Annotated in this window: 4 protein-coding genes; all 4 read right to left on the bottom strand. The window is 63.5% G+C overall.

Going from position 1 to position 25,301, the window contains the following annotated elements; translation table 11 throughout:
* Positions 1-89: 89 nt before the first annotated feature.
* Positions 90-11,864, bottom strand: a complete 11,775-nt coding sequence (locus ACRESJ_RS16355; RefSeq protein ID WP_431758829.1) for an amino acid adenylation domain-containing protein — start codon at positions 11,862-11,864, stop codon at positions 90-92.
* Positions 11,864-22,846 (bottom strand): amino acid adenylation domain-containing protein, encoded by a 10,983-nt coding sequence (locus tag ACRESJ_RS16350; protein WP_431758828.1) that lies wholly within the window; start codon positions 22,844-22,846, stop codon positions 11,864-11,866. Before ACRESJ_RS16350 ends, ACRESJ_RS16355 begins: the two co-directional genes overlap by 1 nt.
* A gap of 245 nt (positions 22,847-23,091) precedes the next feature.
* Positions 23,092-23,826 carry a thioesterase II family protein gene (locus ACRESJ_RS16345; protein ID WP_431758827.1) on the bottom strand — a complete coding sequence of 245 codons (735 nt, stop codon included), beginning with the start codon at positions 23,824-23,826 and terminating at the stop codon, positions 23,092-23,094.
* Between the two features lie 176 nt (positions 23,827-24,002).
* A complete protein-coding gene (locus ACRESJ_RS16340; protein ID WP_431758826.1) occupies positions 24,003-25,175 on the bottom strand; it encodes an MFS transporter in 1,173 nt (390 codons plus the stop codon).
* Positions 25,176-25,301: the final 126 nt, after the last annotated feature.

Raw genomic sequence — 25,301 nt, 5'->3', positions numbered from 1 at the left:
CTCCGCGTTCGGCTCTTGATTGGGACGCAGAGCGTCCCCGGCTGCATTCCCACGCGGAGCGTGGGAACGATCATGTCGGGGCTGCGTTTTCAGGCGATAGCTGGGCTGAGTTCAAGCAAAACTTCGAGCTGATTGAGCAACTCATCCCCACGCAGCAACTCGTAGTGCCCGCCCTTCAACAGGCGATCCACCCCGTGCTGCCCAACCTGCGCCTCGAACACCCGGCGCTCGTCCTCGCGCCCGGCCACCCACCAGCGATGTGCCGTGACCTGGACCTTCGGCAATCGCCGCTGGGCCTGGGCCAGTTGCTTGAGGGATGAGCCGGTGGCGAAGATCTGCGTCAGTTCACTCGCGCCCAATGCAGCGTGGCCATTGCCACCGTGCATGGCCGCTTCGATCACTGCCGCGGCACCTTCACGCTCGTTCAGGCCGGCAGCTTTCAAGGCAATCAGCGTCTCTGCTTCTTCAGACGGTTGGCCGAGGACAAACTTCAGGAAGTCGGCCAAATCTTCTCGCCAGTCCCCCGCCTCCGCCGTGCCCGCCACGTAGCTGTCGACCAGTCCGGCGAACGCCACTACCTGCCCCTGGCTTTCCAGTTCATGGGCGACCAGTTGCGTCAGCGCGCCACCCAGCGACCAGCCCAGCAAGTAATACGGACCTTGTGGCTGCTGCGCGCGAATTCGCTGCGTATAAGCCTGGGCCATCGCCACCAGCGACTCGTCCTGCCATTGCGGATCGAGCAGCATCCGGCATTGCAGGCCATACACCGTGCGCCGACCTTCCAGGCGACGGGCCAGTGGCTCGTAGTCGAACACCGTGCCGAAACCGGCGTGCAGGCAGAACAACGCCGGCACGTTCGCCACCCGCCCATTCAACGCCAGCAACGGGTCAGGCGCGCTCGAAGACTCGGCAGCCTGATAACCACTGAGTTCCGCGATGCACGGTTTCTGCATCAAGTCCCGCAGCTTCAATTCGAAGCCCAACTCCGGCTGGCTGCGCACCCGCGAGATGACCTTGAGCACCTGCAACGAGTCGCCGCCCAGTTCGAAGAAATTGTCGTCGATGCCCACTTGAGGTACGCCGAGCACTTCTTGCCAGATCGTGGTCAGCGCCGTCTCCAGGGCGTTACGCGGTGCGCGATAACCACCAAGCGCCCATTGCGGCTGCGGCAGTGCACGGCGGTCGAGCTTGCCGTTGGCCGACAGCGGGAAACGCTCCAGCACCAGGATGCGCGCCGGCACCATGTAGTCCGGCAGTTGCGCTTGCAGTTCGGCCTTCAGGCGACGATCCAGCCCGGCAGCGCCGTTACCGACAACGTAGCCAACCAGCTGCTTGCCGGTCGGCGTGTCGTGGACCACCACGGCGGCATCCTGCACCCAGGCGCAGTCACGCAGACGCGCTTCGATCTCGCCCAGTTCGATGCGGAAACCACGGATTTTCACTTGCTGGTCAAGGCGACCGAGGTAGTCGACCAACCCACACTCACGCTGGCGCACCAGATCGCCAGTGCGGTACATCCGGCCACCGGCTTCGAACGGATCGGGAATGAAACGCTCGGCGCTCAGGCCCGGACGCTGGTGATAACCCCGCGCCAGGCATTCGCCGCCCAGGTACAGCTCGCCGCTGACACCCACCGGCAACGGGTTGAGATCGGCGTCGAGGATGTACAAACCACGCCCCGCCACACCACGGCCAATCGGTGCGTAGGCCGCCTCGCAACTTTCGCTGGCCTCGGCCCGCCACAGCAGCGGCGTGACCACGGTTTCTGTCGGCCCGTAGCCGTTGACCAAACGCTGCGGCCGCAAAGCGCGCTTGACCTGTTCGAAGCTGGCGTCCGGCACCGCATCACCACCAAAGCAGTACACCTGCACCGCTGGCGGCTTGCCCAGGCGCTCGGCGACTTCGGCCATCTGTTGCAAGTACGCCGGTGGGAAGCAGGCCACGGTGACGCTATGGCGATGCAAGATTTCCAGGGTCTGCTCCGGCGTCCACAGGCTGTCTTCGCGGATCACCAGGCTGCCACCGGCCAGCATCACGCTAAGCCAACGCTCCTGGGCGCCGTCGAAGGCGAACGACATGAAGTGCAATTCGCGGCTGTGGGGTGCCAGTTCATACAGGTCGATGATGCCGCGGCAATGCCGGGCAATCGGTCCACGGGCCACGGCCACGCCTTTGGGTTGGCCGGTGGAACCGGAGGTGTAGATCAGATAGGCGAGATGCCCCGGCAATGGATCAACCACCGGGCAATCGCTGCTGCCGGCAACGCTCAACTGATCGAATAACAGACGCGGCGGACTGTCAGCCAAGGTCAGGCGCTCATCCAGATCGCTGTCGCAAATCAGCAGGCTCGCCGCCGAATCGCTGAGCATGTACGCCAGTCGCTCGGCCGGGTAAGCCAGGTCCAGCGGCAGATACGCGGCACCCGCTTTCAACACCGCCAGGAACGCTACGATGGTGCGTTCCGAACGCGGTAGCGCCACCGCCACCATGCTTTCCGCACCGATACCGCGAGCGATCAGTTGCCGGGCCAGACCGTTGGCCTGTGCGTCGAGATCGGCGTAGCTGACCTCCCGATCCTCGCAGAACAGTGCGACTTTTTCCGGCTGATTACTAACGTGCTGATTGAAGCTATGCAGCAAATCAGAAGAATCAACAGACGCCTGCGGCAGACTCAACCGCCCCTGCGGCAAACCGATGTTGCCCAGAACAACGTCCGCATCCTCTGGCAATGCACGCAGCAAACCTTCCAACTGCGCACGAATGCGCTCCACTTCCACTTCACTGAAGCGATCACGCAGATACAAATACTCAACCTCCAGCCCTTCGTCGTTGGCACTGACCATCAAGTCCATCGGGAAGTTGGTCACGCCGCCGCTGCCGACATCGGCAAAGCGCAGCTCGCCTTCTTCGCCGCCTTTGAGGGCGCGGTCTACCGGATGGTTTTCGAACACGATGATGCTGTCGAACAGGCCCTGGCCACCCTGCCCGGCCCAGCGCTGGATGTCGGACAGCGGCGTGTGCTCGTAGTCGCGCACGCTGAGGTTGTAGGCCTGCAACTCACGCAGCCACTCGCCCAACGGTTGTTGCGGGTCGAGGGTCTGGATCACCGGCAAGGTGTTGATGAACAGGCCGAGCATTTCCTGGGCTCCGGCCAGCGCTGTCGGGCGCCCCGCCACCGTGGCGCCGAACGCCACGCTGCGCTGGCCACTGTGGCGTTGCAGCAGCAACAACCAGGCACCTTGCACCAGCGTGTTCAAGGTCACGCGCTGGGCCTTGGCAAAACGCTGAAGCTTGCCCGTGGCCTCGGCGTCGAGGTCGCTGTACATCACGCCATGGCCGGAGCCGGCGGCACCTGAAGCCTTGGCCAGAATGGTCGGTGCTTCCAGCAATGCCAGGCGCTCGCGCCAGAAACCTTCGGCCTGGGCGGCGTCCTGACGTTGCAGCCAGGCGATGTAGTCGGCATAGCGGCCGGTCAGCGCTGGCAGGCTGTCATGGTGATACAGGCGCAGCATTTCGCCCAGCAGGCGCGAAGCACTCCAGCCGTCGAGCAGCAGGTGATGGTAGACCCAGATCATCTGGTGACGCTCTTCACTCAGGCGGACCAGGACGAAACGCATCAACGGCGGGCAGCTCAAATCGAAGCCTTTGGCCTGTTCGGCCTCGGCCAGTTTACGCAGCGCCTGTTCGGTGTCTGTGCGCTCGCGCCAGTCAAGTTCTTCGATCGGCAACTCGACTTCGGCGAACACCGCCTGCAGCGGATCGGCCAGGCCATCGCGCCAGCGGAACGCTGCGCGCAGCACTTCGTGACGCTCGATCAACGCCTGCCATGCCGCGTGGAAACGCGGCACCTGCAAGCCGTCGACCTCGACGCTCAACTGGTTGACGTAAGGGTTGAGCTCCGGCGAGTCGAGGCAGTGGAACAACATGCCCTGCTGCATCGGCGACAGCGGATACAGGTCTTGCAGACCTTCTCGCGCAGCTACGTCGATGTGAGGCACCAGCGCAAAAGCCTCGACTTTCGGCACTTCAATCAAGGCAGCTTCACGACTGCTGGCCACCGCCACCAATGCGCGAATGGTCTGCTGCTCGAACAGTTGCTTGGGACTGAACATCAGCCCGCGCTGCCCGGCGCGGCTGACCGCTTGCAGGGAGATGATCGAATCGCCACCCAGTTCGAAGAAGTTCTCGGTCACGCCGACCGAATCCAGGCCCAGCAGGTCTTTCCAGATGTCCACCAACAGCACTTCGGCAGGCGTTGCGGCGGCCACCTGATCCTGCGTCTGGCGAGTCGCTTCCGGCGCCGGCAGCCCTTGTCGATCCAGCTTGCCGTTTGGCGTTAGCGGCAATGCGGTCAGGCACATCAGGTGCGCCGGCATCATGTGCGCCGGCAGGCGGCTGCGCAGGTGTGCGGTCAGTGCGTCACGCAGGTCCTGCTCATTCGTCTGCGGATCGCGGGGCACCACGTAGCCGACAAGTTGTCGACTGGTCGGACCTTCGCGGTCGATCACGAAGGCTTCGCGTACGCCGTCATGTTCCAGCAGGCACGCTTCGATTTCACCCAGCTCGATACGGAAACCGCGAATCTTCACTTGCTGATCGATACGGCCCAAATATTCCACCACGCCATCGGCACGGAACCGCGCCAGGTCGCCACTGCGATACAGCCGTGCGCCCGGCACGAATGGGTCCGGCACGAATCGTTCGGCAGTCAGGTCCGGACGTTGATGGTAACCACGGGCAACGCCCTCGCCGCCCAGGTACAACTCGCCCGCCACGCCTACGGGCAACGGTTGCAAACCGCCGTCGAGAATGTAGGCACTGCGATTGCCCACCGGCCGGCCGATCGGCATGAAGGCCGAGTCGAACTCGGTGTCCGGATAGGCCAGCCAGATCAGCGGCGTGATCACCGTTTCGGTCGGGCCGTAACCGTTGATCAGGCGCTTGGGTTGCAGGATCTGCTGCACCTCGTCGAACGCATGCTTGGCCATACCTTCACCGCATGGCGTATAGGAACGGATCGGCAGGTCGCGCCCGGCTTCGCCCATGAAATCGGCGATCTGCCCCAGGTAAGTCGGGGTGAAGCAGGCGATGGTGATGCCGTGCTTTTCGATCTCGGCGCAGGTGCGCTCCACGCTCCACAACTCGTCGTCGCGGGGCATCACTGCCGAGCCGAACACCAGCGGTGTCAGCCAGCGTTCGTGGGCGCCGTCGAAGCTGATTGAGGCAAATTGCAGTTCGCGATCGTCCGGGGTCATGCCGTACAGCTCGCCGATGGACAGGCAATGCATGGCCAGCGGACCGTGGGCCACGCTGACGCCTTTTGGCCGGCCGGTGGAGCCTGAGGTGTAGATCAGATAGGCGAGGTTTTCGCCGCAGGCCAGGTTGACCGGGTTGGTTTCAGCCATGGCCGCCAGCGGTTCGCGGTCGATTTCCAATACCGAAAGACCGACCGGCAGCGGCAGCTTTTCCCGCAGCCAGGATTGGCTGATCAACAGCGAAATGCCGCTGTCCGCCATCAGATAACTCAGGCGTTCAGCCGGGTACGCCGGGTCCAGCGGCACATAGGCGCCACCGGCCTTGAGGATCGCCAGCAGGCCGACGATCATTTCCGGCGAACGCTGCATCGCCAGGCCGACCCGTACTTCCGGGCCGATGCGCAGCTCGCGCAGGCGATGGGCCAACTGGTTGGCGCGGCGGTTGAGCTGGTCGAAGCTCAGTTCCACCTCGTTGAAGATCAGCGCCGTGGCCTGTGGACGAATGTCGGCCTGGGCTTCGATCAGTTGATGTACACACAGCGGGTTTTGCTCGACGGTGAACGCCGGGTTCCATTCCACCAGTTGCTGTTGGCGCTCCGGCGCGGTCAGCAGGTCCAGTTCACTCAAGGCAGCCTGAGGCGCGGCAACCATCGCCGCCAGCAGCGCGGCCAGATGCTCGCTCATGCGCGCAATGGCATCGCCGCTGAAGTGGCTGCACTGGTAGCTCCAATTCAGGCTCAGCTGGCTTTCCGCAGTGGCGGCAATGGTCAGCGGGAAGTTGGTGCGTTCGTGGTTCTGCGGGATGGAGAAACTCAGGCCCGCTGGCGCGCCCTGTTGCAGCGCTTCGGCCACCGGGAAGTTTTCGAACACCAACAGGCTGTCGAACAAAGGCTCGCCGGCCCGTCCGGCCCAGCGCTGGATGTCGCCCAGCGCGGTGAATTCGTGCTCACGCAATTCAAGGTTTTGCGCCTGCAAACGCCCAAGCCACTGCTCGACGCTTTCCAGCGCGTCCGGACTACTGATCACCGGCAAGGTGTTGATGAACAGGCCCAGCTGGCTTTCCGCCCCCGGCAGGTCCACCGGACGCCCCGCCACCGTGGCGCCGAACGCCACGCTGCGCTGGCCGCTGTAACGCTGCAACAGCAAGGCCCATGCGCCTTGCACCAGGGTGTTGAGGGTGACTTTGTGCTGACGGGCGAACTCGCTGAAACGCTGGCTGGTGGCCACGTCGAAGGCCTGGCGGTGGTCGGCAAACTCCGCGTCCGACTGCTGTTTGCCGTTGCCCAGGCTCTGGGCCAGCAACGTCGGGTTATCGAGACTCGCCAGTTGCCCGCGCCAGAACAGCTCATCCGCCTGGGCATCCTGGCGTTGCAGCCAGCCGATGTAGTCGGCAAAACGCCCGGTGGTTGCCGGCACATCCTGCCCGGCGTAACGCTGCAAAACTTCACTGAGCAACAGCGAATTGCTCCAGCCGTCGAGCAACAGGTGATGGTGGGTGTAGATCAGTTGCTGACGCTCGTCATCCAGGCGCACCAACGTCAGGCGCATCAATGGCGCACGGGTCGAGTCCAGTTGCAGGCGTTCGCTGTCGATCAGTTGCGCCAGCGCTTGGGCCTGATCGTCGCGACCGCGCCAGTCAAGGCAGGTCATCGGCAGTTGCAGATGACGATGCACCAACTGCACCGGCGCCTCGAAGCCTTCAGGGAAGTGGAAGCTGCTGCGCAGGATGGCGTGGCTGTCGAGTACCGCTTGCCACGCACGGCCCAGGCGGTCGGCGTCGAGGCCACGGGCTTCGACGCTGAGCTGGTTCACATAGGCGCCGGCAGCGGATTCGTAGAGGCTGTGGAACAGCAAGCCAGCCTGCATCGGCGAGAGTGGATACAGGTCATCGATCTGCGCTGGCGGCACCGGCAAGCCATCGAGTTGTGCCTGAGTCAGTCGCGCCAGCGGGAAGTCCGCCGGGGTCACGCCGCCCGCGCCATCGCTCAGGCAATGGTCGATCAGCGCCAACAGTTCGGCGCGGAAATCACTCGCCAGTTTTTCAATCTCACGCAGATCGAAGCATTCGCGACTGAAGGTCCAGTCGAGTTTCAGTTCGCCGCCATACACCTGGCCGTCCACCGACAGCCAGTTAGGCAACGGTGCATCCGCCGATTGCGCGGCGCCGCTGGATTCCTTGGCCGGGGTGAACAACGCGTCCTCGGCAAAGCTTTGGTCGAACTGGCCGAGGTAGTTGAAGGTGACCCGCGCCTGAGGCAACGCGGCCAGCGCGGCTTGCGCCGTTGCATCACCCATGTAGCGCAACAGGCCGTAGCCCAGGCCTTTGCCGGGGATTTCGCGCAGTTGTTGTTTGATCGCCTTGATCGATCCGCCCAGGTCGGCGGTCGGCGTCAAGCACACCGGGAACAGACTGGAGAACCAGCCGACGGTGCGGGTCAGGTCGATGTCGTCGAACAGCTCTTCGCGACCATGGCCTTCAAGCTGGATCAGTGCCGACTCGCTACCGGTCCAGCGGCTGAGGGTGCGGGCCAGTGCGGTCAGCAGCAGGTCGTTGACCTGAGTTCGGTAGATCGCCGGGGCCTGTTGCAGCAGTTGACGGGTCTGCTCGCGGTCCAGACCGATGCTCACGCCTTGACGCAGGTGCCCGGCCTGACTGGCTTGTGGATTGGCGGCGGGCAACACATCGCTGGCACCGGCCAGTTGAGCCTGCCACCTGTGCAGTTCATTGGTGGCAGCTTCAGAACGAGCGTAGGCATCGAGTTTGTCGGCCCAGGCCTGAAACGAACTGGTCTTCGGCGGCAGCTCTTCACCCTGATAGGCAGCCTGCAAATCTTCCAGCAGCACGCGCCATGAAACACCGTCCACCGCCAAGTGGTGGATCACCAACAGCAAGCGCTGCGAACCATCGGCCTGGGCGATCAGCGCCACCCGCAGCAACGGGCCGTCTTGCAGGCTGAGGCTGCGCTGGGCTTCGTCGCACACCGATTCCAGCGATGCATCGCTGGCGACCCGGGCCGTCCAGAGCATGTCGATCACGTCGGCACTGTCGGCACCGACATAACGCGCCGACCATTGGCCATCGACCTGACTGAAGCGCAAGCGCAAGGCATCGTGCTGTTTGAGCACCCGTTGCAAGGCGCCTTGCAGACGCGGCAATTCAAGGGTTTCGCGGGGTGTCAGTAATACCTCCTGGTTCCAGTGGGCGCGCTGCGGGATCGGCTCTTCGAAGAACCAACGCTGGATCGGCGTGAGCTTCTGCACGCCGTCCACCGGACCTTGTTGCGCCAAAGGCGCAGCTTGCTCTCTGACCACGGCGGCCAGGGCTTGCAGGGTTTGTTGCTGAAACAGATCCCGCGGTTGCAGGCTAAGGCCGGCACGGCGGGCGCGGCTGACCACCTGGATCGAAATGATCGAGTCGCCGCCCAGTTCAAAGAAGTTGTCCTGACGCCCAACCTGCTCCACGCCCAACACGTCCTGCCAGATCTGCGCCAGCACCTGCTCATGCTCGCTGCGTGGCGCTTCGAAAGCGCGCTGGCTCACTAGCGCGGTTGATGCCGGCAGACGTTTGCGGTCGAGCTTGCCATTGGGGCTCAACGGCATCTGCTCGATCAGCACCGTCTGCGCCGGCACCATGTAATCCGGAAGACTGCCTAGCAAATGGCTTTTCAGGGATTCGCGCCAGGCGCCCTGGTGCTCGGCATCGGCCGCCAGCAGCGCGCGATCCTGCGGCACGATGTAGGCCACCAGTTGCTTGCCGCTCGGGCTGTCGAGGGCCAACACAACGGCTTCCTGTATGTCGGCATGTTCTTGCAGGCGCGCTTCGATTTCCCCCAGTTCGATGCGCAGGCCGCGAATTTTCACCTGATGGTCGATGCGTCCGCAGTAGTCGATGGCGCCGTCGGCGCGATAACGCGCCAGGTCACCGGTGCGGTACAAACGCTCGCCGCTGCCGAACGGGTCGACCACAAAACGCTCGGCGGTCAGCGCGCCACGACGGTGATAACCACGAGCCAGGCCGACACCGCCCAGATACAACTCACCCACCGCACCCAGCGGCAAGGGTTGCAGTTCGCTGTCGAGGATGCAGGTGCGCAGGTTGGCGATCGGGCGACCAATCGGCACGCTGTCGCGGCCTTCTTCCACACAGGTCCAGTGGGTCACGTCGATGGCCGCTTCGGTCGGGCCATAGAGGTTGTACAGGTTGGCTTGCGGCAGGCTGCGCAGGGTCTGGCGTTGCAGCTCCATCGGCAGCGCTTCACCGCTGCAAATGATGCGGGTCAGTGTGGTGCAGGCCAGCGCTTCGTCGGCACCGATGAACGCCGAGAGCATCGACGGCACGAAGTGCAGCGTGGTGATCGACTGTTCGACGATCAGTGCCGCCAGGCGTTGTGGATCGCGATGCTCACCCGGTGCGGCGATCACCAGCGTTGCGCCTTTCATCAGCGGCCAGAAAAACTCCCACACCGACACGTCGAAACTGAACGGCGTTTTTTGCAGCACGCGGTCCGCAGGTTGCAGGCTGTAAGCCTCCTGCATCCACTCGATACGGTTGTGCAGCGCCACATGACGGTTGCCCGCGCCCTTGGGTTTGCCGGTGGAACCGGAGGTGTAGATCATGTAGGCGAGGTTTTCCGCGACAGCCACGTTGGGCAGATCAGTGCACGGCAGGTCGCTCAGCCACTCGGCATCCCCTTGCAGGCAAAGGGTGCGGATGTTGTCCGGCGTCGGCAGTTGCGCCAGCAAGTGTTGTTGGGTCAGCAGCAGCGAAATGCCGCTGTCTTCGATCATGTAGCTCAGGCGATCCAGCGGGTATTCCGGGTCCAGCGGCACATAGGCGCCACCGGCCTTGAGAATCGCCAACAGGCCGACAACCATTTCGAACGAGCGGTCGCAGGCAATGCCGACGATCACTTCCGGGCCAACGCCCTGGGTACGCAGATGATGGGCCAGGCGGTTGGCGCGCAGGTTCAGTTCGGCGTAGCTCAAGGCCTCGGCAGTCTCCGACCCCTTGAACACCAGCGCCGTCGCCTGCGGGTTTTCAATCACCCGCGCTTCGAAATGCCGCTGTACGCAGACTTCGCCGGGATAGCGTTGCGCCGTGTCGTTGAGGTCGTCGAGGATGCGCAGGCGCTCGTCAGCATCCAGCAGCGGCAACTCGGCCAGCGGTGTTTGCGGGTTGGCCAGGATGCCGGCCAGCAGGTTGCGCCAATGCCGAGCCAGGTGTTCGATACGCTCGGTATCGAACAGGTCGGTGGCGTAGGTCAGGCTGGCGAACAGCTTATCGCCCTCTTCCTGGGTATCCAGTTGCAGGTCGAACTGGGTGGTGGGCGCGGTGGCGTTCAGCGCTTCGACACGCAGGCCGGCGAGCAAACCGCTGACCGCTGCGGGGCGGGCTTGCTGATGGTTGAACATCACCTGGAACAACGGGCTGTGGCTCAGGCTGCGCTCGCCTTGCAGCGCCTGCACCAGACGCTCGAACGGCAAGTCCTGATAATCCTGGGCGTCCAGGGAACCCGCACGGGTCTGCTCCAGCAACTGGCTGAATGGCAGACGCCCGTCGAGTTCGGCGCGCAGGACCTGGGTGTTGACGAAGAAGCCGATCAGGCCACGGGTTTCGTCACGATTGCGATTGCCGATGGGCACGCCGACGCGCAGGTCGGACTGACCGCTGTAGCGATAGAGCAAGGCCTGGAAGCTTGCCAGCAACAACATGAACGGGGTGACGCCACGCTGTTTGGCCAGGGCTATCAAGCCGCTGGACAGCTGGGCGTCGAGGGCGAAATCCAGACGCGCACCACGCTGGCTTGGTTGCGCCGGACGCGGGCGATCGGTCGGCAGTTCCAGCAGCGGCTGTTCGCTGCCAAGTTTTTCACGCCACCAGTTCAGTTGACACTCCAGCTCCCCCGCTTCCATCCAGCGCTTCTGCCAGGCGGCGTAGTCCGAATACTGGATCGGCAGTGCTTCAAGCTCCGCGCGTTGGCGTTGGCCTTGGCCTTGGCAATGGGCGGCATACAGGCGGGAAAATTCTTCGACCAGCACGCCCATCGACCAGCCATCGGTGACGATGTGGTGCAGGGTCAGCACCAGCACGTGGTCCTCGGCATCCAGTTGCAACAGGCTGACACGCAGCAACGGGCCGTGTTGCAGATCGAATGGCCGGGCGATTTGCGCTTCGACTTTTTTCAGTGCCGATTCAAACGGCTGCGGTTCGTCGCGCAAATCGTGTTGTTCGAGGGCCAGCGAAGTGAACGACGCCAGGGTTTGCATCACTTGGCCGTCGTCCTCGACGAAACGGCTGCGCAGGCTTTGATGCCGCTCCAGCAGCGCGTCAAAACTCTGTTGCAGCGCCGCGACATTCAACGGCCCGTGCAAACGCAGGGCGGCGGGAATGTTGTAGGCGCTGCCCTGCGGATCGAGCTGCCAGAGGAACCATTGGCGCTGCTGCGCGTAGGACAGCTCAAACGTCGCCTGGGGTTCGGTGGCAGGCGGAATCGGCAACTGGCCGAAACTCACACCCTGCTCTTGCATCTTGGTCAGAAACTCGCGGCGCTTGTCGGCAGGCAGGCCGGCAAAGCGGGTGGCGATACGCATGGCGGTGGTGTGTTCCATCAGTTGATCTCCATCTCGTCCAGAAGCGACTCAAGCGCATCCAGACGTGCATCGTTGTCAGTCGGGGCTTGTTGCCCGGCCATGGCGGCATAAGCCTGAAGGTCGTTGCTTTCGAACAGCGCGCGCAGCGGCAGATCGATGCCCAGTTCCAGTTCCACACGGGCGCTGGCCTGGGCGGCGAGCAGCGAGTGCCCGCCCAATTCAAAGAAGCTGTCGCGACGGCCAATCCGGGCCACGCCCAGCACGTCGGCCCAGATCGCCGCCAATTGCTGTTCCAGTTCGCCTTCTGGCGCTTCGAACGGTCGTTGCCAGTCTTCGGCGTCCGGCAGCGGCAAGGCCTTGCGGTCGAGCTTGCCGTTGCTGGTCAGCGGCAAGTCATCAAGCAGCAGCCAATGGCTGGGCACCATGTAGTCCGGCAGGTCGACCTTGAGCGCGGCGCGCAGGTTGTCGCGCCAGCTGATCGGGTCGCTCGGGGTTTGCTCAACCACCACATAAGCGCAGAGCTGCGGCCCGCCGTCGCCGGCAAGCACGCTCAACACCGCCTGACGTACTCCCGGTTGCGCCAGCAGCGCCGCTTCGATTTCACCCAGCTCGATACGGAAGCCACGGATTTTCACTTGCTGGTCGATGCGCCCCAGGTAATCGATGCAGCCGTCGCCGCGTTGGCGCGCCAGATCACCGCTGCGATACAGGCGTTGCGACGGGTCGAACGGGCTCGGCACAAAGCGCTCGGCGGTCAGGCTAAAACGCCCGTGATAACCCCGCGCGAGCCCTGCGCCAGCGATGTACAACTCGCCCGCCACACCCACTGGCACCGGTTGCAACTGGCTGTCGAGCAAGTACCAGCGCAGGTCGCGGATCGGCAGGCCGATCGGGCTTTGCGCCTTGCCATCGAGGTCGGCCAGGCGAATGGCGCGATAGGTCACGTGCACGGTGGTTTCGGTGATGCCGTACATGTTCACCAGGGTTGGCTGCTGGTCGCCGAAGCGTTCGAACCATGGACGCAGGCTCGCCACTTCCAGCGCTTCGCCACCGAAAATCACCTGACGCAGTGCGAGGTGTTGCGGGCTGGCGCAGGCAATCGGCAACAGCTGACGGAAGGCGCTCGGCGTCTGGTTCAGTACGGTCACGCCTTCATCGCACAGCAAGCGGTGGAACGCCTGCGGCTCGCGGCTGATGTCATACGGCACGATCACCAGGCGCCCGCCGGTGCACAGCGAACCGAACAGCTCCCACACCGAAAAATCGAACGCGTAGGAGTGGAACAGGGTCCAGACATCGTCCGCGCCGAAGTTGAACTCGGCGGCAGTAGCGCGCAGCAAGCGCCCGACGTTGCCATGGCTGAGCAACGCGCCCTTTGGCCGCCCGGTAGAACCGGAGGTGTAGATCACGTACGCCAGATTGTCCGGGGTCGACAGTGGCGCCAGGTTGTCGCTGGCGTAGCCATCCAGTTGCAGCGACGTCAGGTCCAACACCTGTACGCCGTCGCGGGCAGGCAGGCCGTCGAGCAAGTGATCCTGGGTCAACAACAGGGCGATGCCGCTGTCCTCGATCATGTAGTTCAGGCGTTCGGCCGGGTATTGCGGGTCCAGCGGGACATAGGCGCCACCAGCCTTGAGAATCGCCAGCAAGCCGACCACCAGCGGCATCGCCCGCTCTGTGGCGATGCCCACGCGAACTTCCGGGCCCGCGCCCTGCTCGCGCAGCTTGCGCGCCAGGCGGTTGGCCTGGGCATTGAGCGCGGCGTAGCTCAGGTGCTCGCCGTCGTAGCTCAGGGCGATGGCGGTCGGCCGTTGCGCAGCCTGGGCTTCGAACAGCTGGTGCAAGGTCGGCGACGCGGGTTGCGCCTGGAACGCCGGGTTCCAGTGCTGGATCAGCTCAGGGTATTGCGGCGCTTGCAGCAACGGCAGTTCGGCGACCCGTTGTTGTGGATCGGCGACCACCGCGCGCAGCAGGTTCAGCCATTGTTCGGCGAGGCGCTGCATCGAGCCGTCGTCGTACAGATCGCTGGCGTAGCTGAGGCTGGCGTCGAGTGTGTCGCCCTGCTCCTGGGTATCGAGCACCAAGTCGAATTGCGCGGTGTGCTGTTGCCAGTGCAGGCGCTCGACCTGCAAGTCGGCAACCGTGCGCTCGACGCTGGCGCCCAGTGGCTGTTGGTGGTTGTAGAGCACCTGGAACAGTGGGCTGTGATTGAGGCTGCGGTCCGGCTGCAAGGCTTCGACCAACTGCTCGAACGGCAGGTCCTGATGGGCCTGTGCGTTCAACGCGGTTTGTTTGACCTGTTGCAGCAACGCGCTGAATGGCTGTTGCCCATCAATCTCGGCGCGCAGCACCTGGGTGTTGATGAAGAAGCCGATCAGGCCTTCGGTTTCCAGACGCGAACGTCCGGCGCTCGGCACGCCGACACTGATGCCGGGTTGTCCGCTTTGACGATGCAGCAAGGTCTGGAAGCTCGCCAGCAACAGCATGAACAAAGTCACTTGTTGTTCTTGCGCGCACGCTCGCAGACCGGCCAGCAACACTTGATCGACGTTCAGCGTCAGGTTGGCACCACGTCCGCTGCGACGGGCCGGACGGCTCAGTTCGCTCGGCAATTCCAACAGTGCCTGACTGCCTTGCAACTGCTCGCGCCACCAGCTCAGCTGCCGTGGGCCCTCACCGGCTTCCAGCCAGTCGCGCTGCCAGCAGGCGTAGTCGCTGTAGGCCACCGGCAATGCGCTCAGGTTCGCGGCAGCACCGGTGGCAGCGGCCTGATACAGGGCGCTGAACTCGTCGACCATCACCTGCATCGACCAGCCATCGGCGGCGATGTGGTGCACGGTGAGTACCAATACATGGTCGTCGGTGCCGACTTGCAGCAGCACGGCGCGCCACAGCGGGCCGTTGCGCAGGTCGAACGGTTGGGCGATTTCCTCGGCCACGGCGCTGTCGATGGCCGACTCATCGATAGAACGTTGGGTGAATTGCAGCGGCAGTTCGGCGTGGATCACTGGCCGTGCCTGCTGACCGTCCTGTTGGAAGGTGGTGCGCAGGGTTTCGTGGCGGGCCTGCAACTGCTCGAAGGCCTGACGCAGTGCTTCGCGGTTCAACGCGCCCTTGAGGCGCAAAGCGGCCGGGATGTTGTAGGCGCTGCTTTGTGGGTCGAGCTGCCAGAGAATCCACTGGCGTTGCTGGGCGTAGGACAGCACTTTTGGCAGATCCGCCAGCGCAGGTTGCAATGGTGGTTGGCTGCTGAGGCTGGCGCGGGCGGCACGCTCGGCAAATTCCGCCAGACTGGCCGCCGAAAACAGGCTGCTGACTGACAGTTCGATGTGCAATTGCTGACGGGCGCGGGAGATCACTTGCAGCACCAGCAACGAATGGCCGCCCAGCTCGAAGAAGTTGTCGTCGCGGCCCACTTGCTCGACTTGCAGCACGTGCTGCCAGACCTGCGCCAGTTGGGTTTCCAGCCCTGGCGCAGGCGCCACAAAGGTCCGTTGTGCCGCCGCCGCTTCGGCCCGTGGCAAGGCCTTGCGGTCGAGTTTGCCGTTGTTGTTGAGCGGCAGCTTGTCCAGCAGGACCAGATGACTTGGCACCATGTAGCCGGGCAGCGATTTGTGCAGGACAGCCTTGAGCCCTTGCAGATAATCCGCATCGCTGGCTACAGCGCCACTGGCGACGATATACGCCACCAGTTGCGTGCCGTCCTGAGCGATGACGGCAGCTTCGCGCACCTCGTCCCGGGCTTGCAGACAGGCTTCGATCTCGCCCATTTCGATGCGGAAACCGCGAATTTTCACTTGATGGTCGATACGCCCGGCGTACTCCAGATCGCCATTGGCGTTGTAGCGTGCCAGGTCACCGCTGCGGTACAGACGGGCGCCCGGTTCGCGGGCGAAGGGGTCTGGCAGGAAGCGTTCGGCGGTCAGCGCCGGGCGGTCGTAGTAACTCTGGGCCAGACAGGCCGGCGCGCCAATGCACAACTCGCCCACGCCTTCGGCCGGCATCAGCTGGCCTGCGGCGTCCAGCACGTACAGGGCACGGCCGGCGATGGCGCGACCGATCGGGATGCCGAACGCGTCGCTGGCGTCGTCCAGATGGCACTCATGCACACTGGACACCACCGTCGCTTCCGTTGGGCCGTAGGTGTTGAGCAGGCGCACGTGGCTCAAGCCGGCTTGATGCCACAGGCGCAGGCCTTCCACCGACATGGCTTCGCCGCCAACGTGTACCTGACGCAGGTTGCCAAGGTTTTGCACGACACCGCTGGCGCTTTCGCGGGCCAGCAGGAACCAGTAGGCGGCAGGCAAGTCGGCCACGGTGACGCCTTGCTGGACGATTTCGGTTGCGAGGCGACCGGCGTCCCACAGATCGTCGCCGCGCATGATCAGTGCCGCACCGACGCACAGGGCCGGGAAGCATTGTTCTACGAAGCCGTCGAAACTGAAGGTGGCGAATTGCAGGACGCGGTCCTTTGGCGACAGCACTGAATAACCGGCGGCGGTCTGGCAGAACTCGCGCAGGGCGCCGTGGGTGATGGCGACGCCTTTGGGTTGGCCGGTGGAGCCGGAGGTGTAGATGATGTATGCGAGATCTTCAGGGGCTGGGCGGGCCTCATCGCGGGCAAGCCACGCTCCCACAGGGTATTGGGTGTTGTTGAGATATAGGCGTGTCAGGTCTGTGGGGAGATCTTCCAGCAGGCCGGATTCGGACAGCAGCAGGTTGAGGCGGCTGTCGTTGATCATGTAGGTCAGGCGTTCGGCGGGGTACTTGGGGTCCAGCGGGACGTAGGCGGCGCCGGTTTTGAGGACGGCCAGCAGGCTGACGATCAGTTGCGGGCCACGGTGCACGGCCAGACCGACACGTTTGCCGGGCGCGGCGCCGTGGTCGATCAGGCGCTGGGCCAGTTGGTTGGCCTGGGTGTTGAGCTGACCGTAGGTCAGGGTTTGACCTTCGACTTGCAAGGCCAGGGCGTCTGGCGTGGCAGCGGCCTGGGCGGCGATCTGTTCGTGGGCCAGCAGCGTGGTTTCAAGCTCAACCGCAGCCGGTTGGCTAATGGCGAGTACCGCGCTTTTGTCGTCGTCATCTAGCAGTTCCAATGCACCCAGCGCCGCATCCGGCGACGCCACCAATTGCGTCAGCAGGTGCTGCAAATTGCTCGACAATTGAGCGACCTGCGAGGCGCTGAACCGTGCCGTGTCGTAGCTGAAATCCAGACTCAGGACTTCGCCCAACTCGACGCCCAGGGTCAGCGGATAGTGGGTTCGCTCATGATTGTGCAGATTGCCGAACGACAACCCGGCCGGTGCGCCCTGCTTCAGCGCCTGGGCCACAGGGAAGTTTTCGAACACCAGCAGGCTGTCGAACAACGCCGAACCCTGCTGCCCTGCCCAGCTCTGAATGTCGTACAGCGGCACGTGTTCGAACTCGCGCATGGCCAGGTTCAGGCCTTGCAGCTCGCCCAGCCACTGGCTGACGCTCTGGTCCGGGCGCATCGAGCACACCAGCGGCAGCGTGTTGATGAACAATCCCAGCTGCTCTTCGATCCCCAGCAGCGGGGCCGAACGACCGGCCACGGTGGCGCCGAACACCACGCAATCCTGCCCGGTATAGCGTTGCAGCAACAGGCTCCAGGCCGCTTGCAACAGGGTATTGAGGGTGACTTTTTGCTGACGGGCGAACTCGCTCAGACGCTGGGTCGCAGGGCTGTCGAGCGCCACGCGATATTCCTCGCTGCCCTCGGCGCCGGCCGTTGGGCGCAGGGCTTCGGCCAGCATGGTCGGTGCTTGCAGCGGAGCCAGCGAAGCCTTCCAGAACTGCTCACCGGCCTCAGCCGATTGCTGCTGCAACCACGCCAGGTAATCGCGATTCTGCCCCGTTGGCGCCGGCAGCGATTGCCCGGTGGCGTAGTGCTGGATCACTTCGGCCAGCAACTGCGCGTTGCTCCAGCCGTCCATCAGGATGTGATGGCTGGTGTAGATCAGGTGCCAGGCGTCAGTGCCGGTGCGCACCAGCTTCAAACGAAACAGCGGTGCGGTGCCCAGCTCGAAACCTTGCGCACGTTCGGCGTCAGCCAGCGCATCGGTGTCAGTCGCTTCAAGCACTTCAAGCGGCAGTGTCACCTGACGGGCAATCGTCTGATGCGCCACATCAAGCCCCTGCCAGTGGAAGCTGCTGCGCAGGATGTCGTGACGCTCGACAGCGGCCTGCCAGGACAAGGCGAAACGCGTGGTATCCAGGCCGCCGATGTCCAGGCGCAATTGACTGATATAGGCACCCACCTGCGGTTCGTACAGGGTGTGGAACAGCATGCCCTGTTGCATTGGCGACAGCGGGTAAAGGTCTTCGAGGTTGGCGAGTGAGAGTGCGTCGAGTTGCCCTTGGCTGATGCGCGCCAGCGGGAAGTCCGATGGCGTGGTTTGTGGTGCCTCGATCGCGCAGCAGTGCTCGATCAGCGCATTGAGTTGCCGGGCGTATTCGTCGGCCAGACGCTGGACGCTCGCGGTGTCGAACATCTCGCGGCTGAAGCCCCAGCTCAGGGACAACTCGCCGCCGTACACCTGACCTTCCACCACCAGCCAATTGCCCAGCGGTGCAGATGGGTCCTGAGCGATGCCATTGCCTTCAGTGGAAGGCGTGAACAAGGCGCCCTCATCGAACTGACGGTCAAACTGTCCCAGGTAATTGAAGGTGATGCGCGGTTGCGGCAACGCCGCCAGTTCAGCACGAGTTGCCGCAGTACCGAGGTAGCGCAGTGCGCCGAAACCCAGGCCTTTATCCGGCACGGCGCGCAGCTGCTCCTTGATGGACTTGATCGAGGTGCCGAGGTCAGCCGAGGGTTTGAGGTTGACCGGGAACAGGCTGGTGAACCAACCGACCGTGCGGGTCAGGTCAATGTCATCGAACAGGTCTTCACGGCCATGGCCTTCGAGCTGGATAAGCGTGCTGCCCTCCCCGCTCCAAAGGCAAACGGCGCGGGCCAAAGCAGTCAGCAACAGGTCGTTGACCTGGGTGCGATAGGCCGCAGGCGCCTGTTGCAGCAGTTTGCGGGTCTGTTCGGCGTTGAGTTTGAGTTCAAGCTTTTGCTCGTAGCGGTTTTCCAGCGCACCGTTCGGGCGCTCACACGGCAGGTCGTTCGGGGCCTCTTGCAGTTGCGTTTGCCAGTGACCGAGGCTGTGTTCAAAAGTGGGCAGATGATCCTGCAAACGTGCGACCCAACGCTGGTAGCTGCTGGTTTTCGCCGGCACGCTGCCGCCGTTGTAGAACTGCTGGAGGTCTTCGAGCAGCACGCGCCAGGACACGCCGTCCACCGCCAAGTGGTGAACCACCAGCAGCAAACGCTCGCTGCCGTCGGCCATGAGCACCCACAGTGCGCGCAGCAACGGACCGTTCTGCAGGTCGAGGCTGCGCTGGGCTTCGTCGCACAAGTGATTGAGTGCTTCGACCGATTGCGCTTCGCGGCGCCACAACACCGATTCCGTGGTCGGCGCGGCGTAGGCTTGCTGCCAGCCGGCGTCAGCCTGTTGATAACGCAGGCGAAGGCTGTCGTGATGGGTCAGCAGTTGCTCCAGAGCACGTTCCAGCGGATCAAGGTTCAACGGCTCGCGCGGCACCAGCAACAACGACTGGTTCCAGTGCTGACGCTCGGGGATCGCTTGTTCAAAGAACCATTGCTGCACAGGCGCCAGTGCCACTGCACCGACTGCCGGGCCTTGGTCGATCTGCGATTGCTCGCCACTGCGGGCGGCCTGGGCGAGACTGCGGATGGTCTGGTGCTGGAACAGATCCTTGGGGCTGAGCACGATCCCGGCCTGCCGCGCACGACTGACCACCTGCATCGAAACGATGGAGTCGCCGCCGAGTTCGAAGAAGTTGTCTTCCAGGCCGACCGTGTCGATGGCCAGCACGTCCTGCCAGATCGCCGCGAGGGATTTTTCCAATAGGCTGCGGGGTGCGATGTGTTCGCGCTGTTGCGAGGAGCCGTCAATCGCCGGCAACGCCTTGCGGTCGAGTTTGCCGTTGGGGGTCAGCGGCAATTGTTCGAGGAACAGCAGGAAGGCCGGGACCATGTAGTCCGGCAGATGCTGACGCAGGGCCGCCTTGAGGATTTCCCGTTGCGTGTTCTGGCCATCGCTGTCGGTGAGCAGCGCCGGATCGCTCGGCACAATGTAGGCCACCAGTTGCTGACCGCTGGCGCCGTCCTGAGCCAGCACCGCCAACTCACGTACAGCGTCCTGCTGCATCAATCGCGCTTCGATTTCGCCCAGTTCAATACGGAAGCCACGGACCTTGACCTGATGGTCGATACGGCCAACGTATTGCAGGCTGCCGTCAGCCTGATAACGGGTCAGGTCGCCGGTGCGGTACAGGCGCTCGCCCGTGCTGGAGAACGGATTGGGGACGTACTTCTCGGCGGTGAGACCGGGCCGCGCCTGGTAACCACGGGTGATGCCCGCGCCACTCAGGTACAGCTCGGCGGACACGCCTTGGGGCACCGGTTGCAGGTCGGCATCGAGCAGATAGCTGGCGGTGTGCTTGAGCGGGCGGCCGATGTTGGCGCGGTCGCCGGCTGCACGGTGGGCCCAGGTCGAATAGGTGGTGTCTTCCGAAGGGCCGTAGAGGTCGTAGACGTGCTCGACGGTCGGCTGCTGATAGAGCGCGTCCACCAGGCTCTGCTTCAGTGGCTCGCCGGCCAGGTTGATGATGCGCACGCTCGGCGGAATCTGCCCGTCCCGTTGCAGCGCGTTGATCGCTGACGGCACGGTGTTGATCAAGCGCACCTGATTCCGCGCCGGCAGTTGCGGCAGCTCCAGGGCGTTGCGGGCGATGATCACCGAACCACCGTTGGCCAGGGTGACAAACAGCTCCCATACCGACAGGTCGAAGCACACTGAGGTCGAAGCCAATACCCCTTGAATGTCGTCGCGGCTGTAGACCGATTGCGACCAGTCAATTAGCGCCAGCACGTTGCGATGGGCGATGGCCACGCCTTTGGGTTTGCCGGTGGAACCCGAGGTGTAGATCACGTAGGCGAGGTTTTCTGGCGTGACGCCGGTGACCGGCGCGTGGCTCGGATAATCAGCCAGAGCTGTCGCGATCCCGTCCATCAACAGCACTTGGGTTTCGCTCGTCACGCTCAGGGTCTTGGCCACGTCTTGTTCGGTGAGCAGCACCAGGGCGCGGCTGTCTTCAAGCATGTAGGCAACGCGCTCGGCAGGGTAATCCGGGTCCAGCGGCACGTAGGCGCCACCGGCCTTGAGCACCGCCAGCAAGGCCACCAACAGTTGCTCGGAACGCTGCATCGCCACGCCTACGCGGACTTCCCGGGCGACACCGAGCTCGATCAGTTTGTGCGCGAGGCGATTGGCTTGCTGGTCGAGTTCGCCGTAGGTCAGCTGCGTGTTCGCGAAGGTCACGGCACGTGCATCCGGAGATTGAGCGACCTGGCGGGCGATCAGTTCGTGAATGCACAAATCCTGCGCAAAGCTGTCATCGGCACGGTTCCAGTCGTGGACGATCCGTTGGTACTCCGCCTGCTCCAGCAATGGCAAATCACTGATGCGCTGCTGCGAATCGTTGACCATGCCCTGCAGCAAACGCGTCCAGTGTTGCGCCATGCGCGTGATGGTCGCCGCGTCGAACAGGTCGTTGGCGTAGGTCAGTGCGGCGTGCAACTTGCCGCCTTTCTCGTAGGTGTCCAGGGTCAGGTCGAACTGAGTGGTGCGCCCTTTCCACTCGATCATCCCCAGCGCGAGGCCGGATGCGGTGCTGATCGTGGAGATGTCAGCGACGTGCGGCTGGTGGTTGTACATCACCTGGAACAGCGGTGTGTGGCTGAGGCTGCGTTCCAGTTCCAAGGCTTCGACGAGGCGCTCGAATGGCAGGTCCTGATGGGCCTGGGCGCCCAGCGCGGTTTCCTTGATGCGGCGCAGCAAATCGTCGACCCGGGTCTGGCCGTCCAGTTGCGTGCGCAGTACCTGGGTGTTGACGAAGAAACCGATCAGGCCTTCGATCTCGGCGCGGTTGCGGTTGGCGATCGGCACGCCGACGCGGATGTCGTTCTGCCCGGTGTAACGGTGCAGCAGCACGTTGAACGCGCCAAGCAGCAGCATGAACAAGGTGATGTTGTACTTCTGCGCGGTGCTGCGCAGTTGCTCGGCCAGTTGCCCGTCGACGGCAAATTCGTAACGGGTGCCGCGATAGCTCGGCATGGCCGGACGCGGATGATCGAGCGGTAGTTCCAGCACCGGATGTTCGTCGCCCAGCTGTGCCTGCCAGTAATCAAGTTGACGCGCCTGCTCGCCCGCCTCCAACCAGCGGCGCTGCCACAGGGCGTAGTCGCTGTACTGAATCGGCAATGGCGCCAGTTGCGCTTGCGTGCCGGCATCGAAGGCGTCGTAGCAGCGGATGAATTCGTCGATCAGCACGTTCATCGACCAGCCATCGGACACGATGTGATGCAGCGTCAGCAGCAGGACGTGCTCCTGCTCGGCGAGCTTGAGCAAGGTGATCCGCAGCAGTGGGCCGGTGCCGAGATCGAAGGGTTGTACTGATTGTTGTTCGGCGGCGTGGGCCACGGCCTGTTCGCGCTCGCTGACGGGCAAGGCACTGAAGTCGACGTGATCGATCAGCAGCGGCGCGGTGGCCGGCACTTGCAGCAGGCTGTCGTCGGCCTGGGGCTCGAACACGGTGCGCAGGGTTTCGTGACGCGCCACCAGGCTGGCGAAGGCCTGTTCCAATGCCGGCAGGTTCAGACGACCGGTCAGGCGCACCGCGCCGGGCAGGTTGTAGGCGCCGCTGTGCGGGTCCAGTTGCCAGAGAAACCACATGCGTTGCTGGGCGTAGGACAGCGCCTGGCGATCCTCGGCCTCGACACCGGCTGGAATCGGAAACCGGGCGAAATCAACGCCCTCCTTGTGCAAGGCCGCAAGGAACATCTGGCGCTTTTCCAGGGGCAACCCGATAAACCGGCGAGCAAGTTTCAAGGAGTCTTCAGCATTCATTTCTGGGTATCCGGATCAGTGGCGGGAAGCACAAAGGCACGTCGTCCCTATAGAACGAATGCAGACCGGAAAAATTAGCGAATGAGAATAAGTATCAGGCAGGAGGTGGAGCGCGCAATTACAGACCTGTGCAAAAACCTGTGGGAGCTAGCCTGCTAGCGATGCGATTCATCATTCAACATTGATGTTGGCTGATACTCCGCTATCGCCAGCAGGCTGGCTCCCACAGGGGTTTTCGGTGATTTTCAGGCATTAGCCGCCATCCGATGCCGCCGATGATGAACCTCCAACTGATCCTTGATCACCCGCAGCACCTTGGCCTCATGCTCATGGATGAAGAAGTGCCCGCCGGCGAGCATGTCCACGGAGAAGCTGCCATGGGTTTCCTTGCGCCAGCCGATCAACTGCTCGGTGGTGGCGCGGTCGGCCGTGCCGCCGAGCACGTGCACCGGGCATTTGAGCAACGGACGCTGCACAGGCTCGAAACGCCCGCACAACTGGAAGTCGGCCCGCAGGATCGGCAGCGTCAGGCTCATCAGCTCTTCATTGGCCAGCACTTCTTCGCGGGTGCCATTGAGGGTGCGTAACTGCTCGATCAGTTCGACGTCGGTCTTGGGTTCGGCAAAACCTCGGTCGTAATCCAGGCGCATGGTGGGCGCAGCGGTGCCCGAGGCGAACAGGGCCAACGGTTCCGGAGCGCCGAGCGAGCGCAAGGCATGGGCCATCTCACAGGCCAGCAACGCGCCCAGGCTGTGACCGAACAAGGCATAGGGCGCCTTGAGCAGGGCCTTTTGTTCGTGGGCCAGTTGCAGCGCCAGGCGGCGCATATCGGTGTGCAACGGCTCGCCATAGCGCGCGCCACGGCCGGGCAGCTCCACGGGTTGCAGCTTGATCCACTCCGGCAGTTTGCGCCGCCAACGGCTATAGACCATGGCACTCGCGCCGGAATAGGGCAGGCAGAGCAATGTCAGCGTGGTCACCGGAGCTTCCTTGTGGGTTGTCTGAATAGGAGAACGGATGAGCGCCACAGGTATTTAGTCGAACGGCTATCCCTGTGGGAGCTAGCCTGCTAGCGATAGCGGTGTGTCAGTAAACAACCATTTAGCTGACACACCATCGCTAGCAGGCTAGCTAGCTCCCACAGTTAATCAATGCATCATTTCAAGTGGCGATAACTTTGGATGGCCGATCCGAGCACCACCACCCCCGCCGCGATCGCCAGCCAAAACCCGCTCCGAGCGCCAAATGCATCCACCATCCACCCCGATCCCGCCGCACCGATCGCCACGCCAATACTCAACCCGGTCACCAGCCAGGTCAGGCCCTCGGTGAGTTTGGCCGGTGGCACGATCTGCTCCACCAGCGCCATGGCGACAATCAATGTCGGTGCAAAAAACAAACCCGCGACGAACACCGCCAGCGACAACCCGAGAATGTTCACCGCCAGCAGCAACGGCAACGTCGTCACCGCTGTCGCGACCCCGCCGTACAGAAACAGCCGCGGCAACGGCACCTTCGAACGCAACGCGCCGAACGCCAGCCCGGCCAGACATGAACCGATGGCATACACCGACAGCACGATGCTCGCCGCCGCCGGCTGCCCCTGTTGCTGAGCGAAGGCCACGCTGACCACGTCCACCACGCCGACGATGACTCCCATGGCGACCATCAACAGCATCAGCAACTGGATGTCTACGCTGCGGATGATCGAAGCGGCGTGATGCTCTTCATGGGGATGGACTGGCGGCTCGGTGCTGCGTTGCGACACGAAGGCCGTGACCCCGATCGCCAGCATCAACAATGCCGCCAACGGCCCGGCCTCGGGGAACGCCACCACGCACAAGCCCACCGACAATGGCGGGCCGACAATGAAGCAGACCTCATCGAGCACCGATTCCAATGCATAGGCGGTTTGCAGTTGCGGCTGCCCTCGATACAACTCGGTCCAGCGCGCCCGCACCATCGCCGACATGCTGGGCATGCAGCCGGCAATCGCGGCGAATACAAACAGGGTCCAGTGCGGTGCCTGCAAACGGGTACAGAGCAACACCATCAACAATGCCCCGCCACCGATCAATGCGGATACCGGCAGGATGCGCCGCTGACCAAAACGATCCACCAGCCGCGACACCTGCGGCGCACAAAACGCCGTGGCCAATGCAAAGGTCGCGGCCACCGCACCGGCCAGCCCGTAGCCACCCTGCAACTGCGCGAGCATGGTGATCAGGCCGATACCGGTCATGGAAATCGGCATGCGCGCGATCATTCCGGCGAGTACGAAGGCTCGACTGCCTGGGGCCTTGAACAGTTCGCGGTAGGGGTTTGCCATGAGTGGTTGGCCTCAACAAGGGTTGAGCACGGTGCCATAAAGGCCAATGGACGGGAAAGCCGGCAATTGTTGTGTGAATGTGAAGGCCCCTTCGCGGGCAAGCCTCGCTCCCACAGGGTATCGGGT

Origin of the sequence: Pseudomonas sp. (assembly GCF_050739655.1) — a bacterium.
Lineage (GTDB): Bacteria > Pseudomonadota > Gammaproteobacteria > Pseudomonadales > Pseudomonadaceae > Aquipseudomonas.
The sequence above is the reverse complement of the archived record's forward strand: the minus strand, read 5'-3'. Positions and strand labels throughout refer to the sequence as shown.

Bases quoted from the DNA above. Each gene is read 5' to 3' on its own strand.
- ACRESJ_RS16355 (WP_431758829.1), bottom strand. From the start codon at position 11,864: ATGGAACACACCACCGCCATGCGTATCGCCACCCGCTTTGCCGGCCTG.
- ACRESJ_RS16340 (WP_431758826.1), bottom strand. From the start codon at position 25,175: ATGGCAAACCCCTACCGCGAACTGTTCAAGGCCCCAGGCAGTCGAGCC.
- ACRESJ_RS16350 (WP_431758828.1), bottom strand. From the start codon at position 22,846: ATGAATGCTGAAGACTCCTTGAAACTTGCTCGCCGGTTTATCGGGTTG.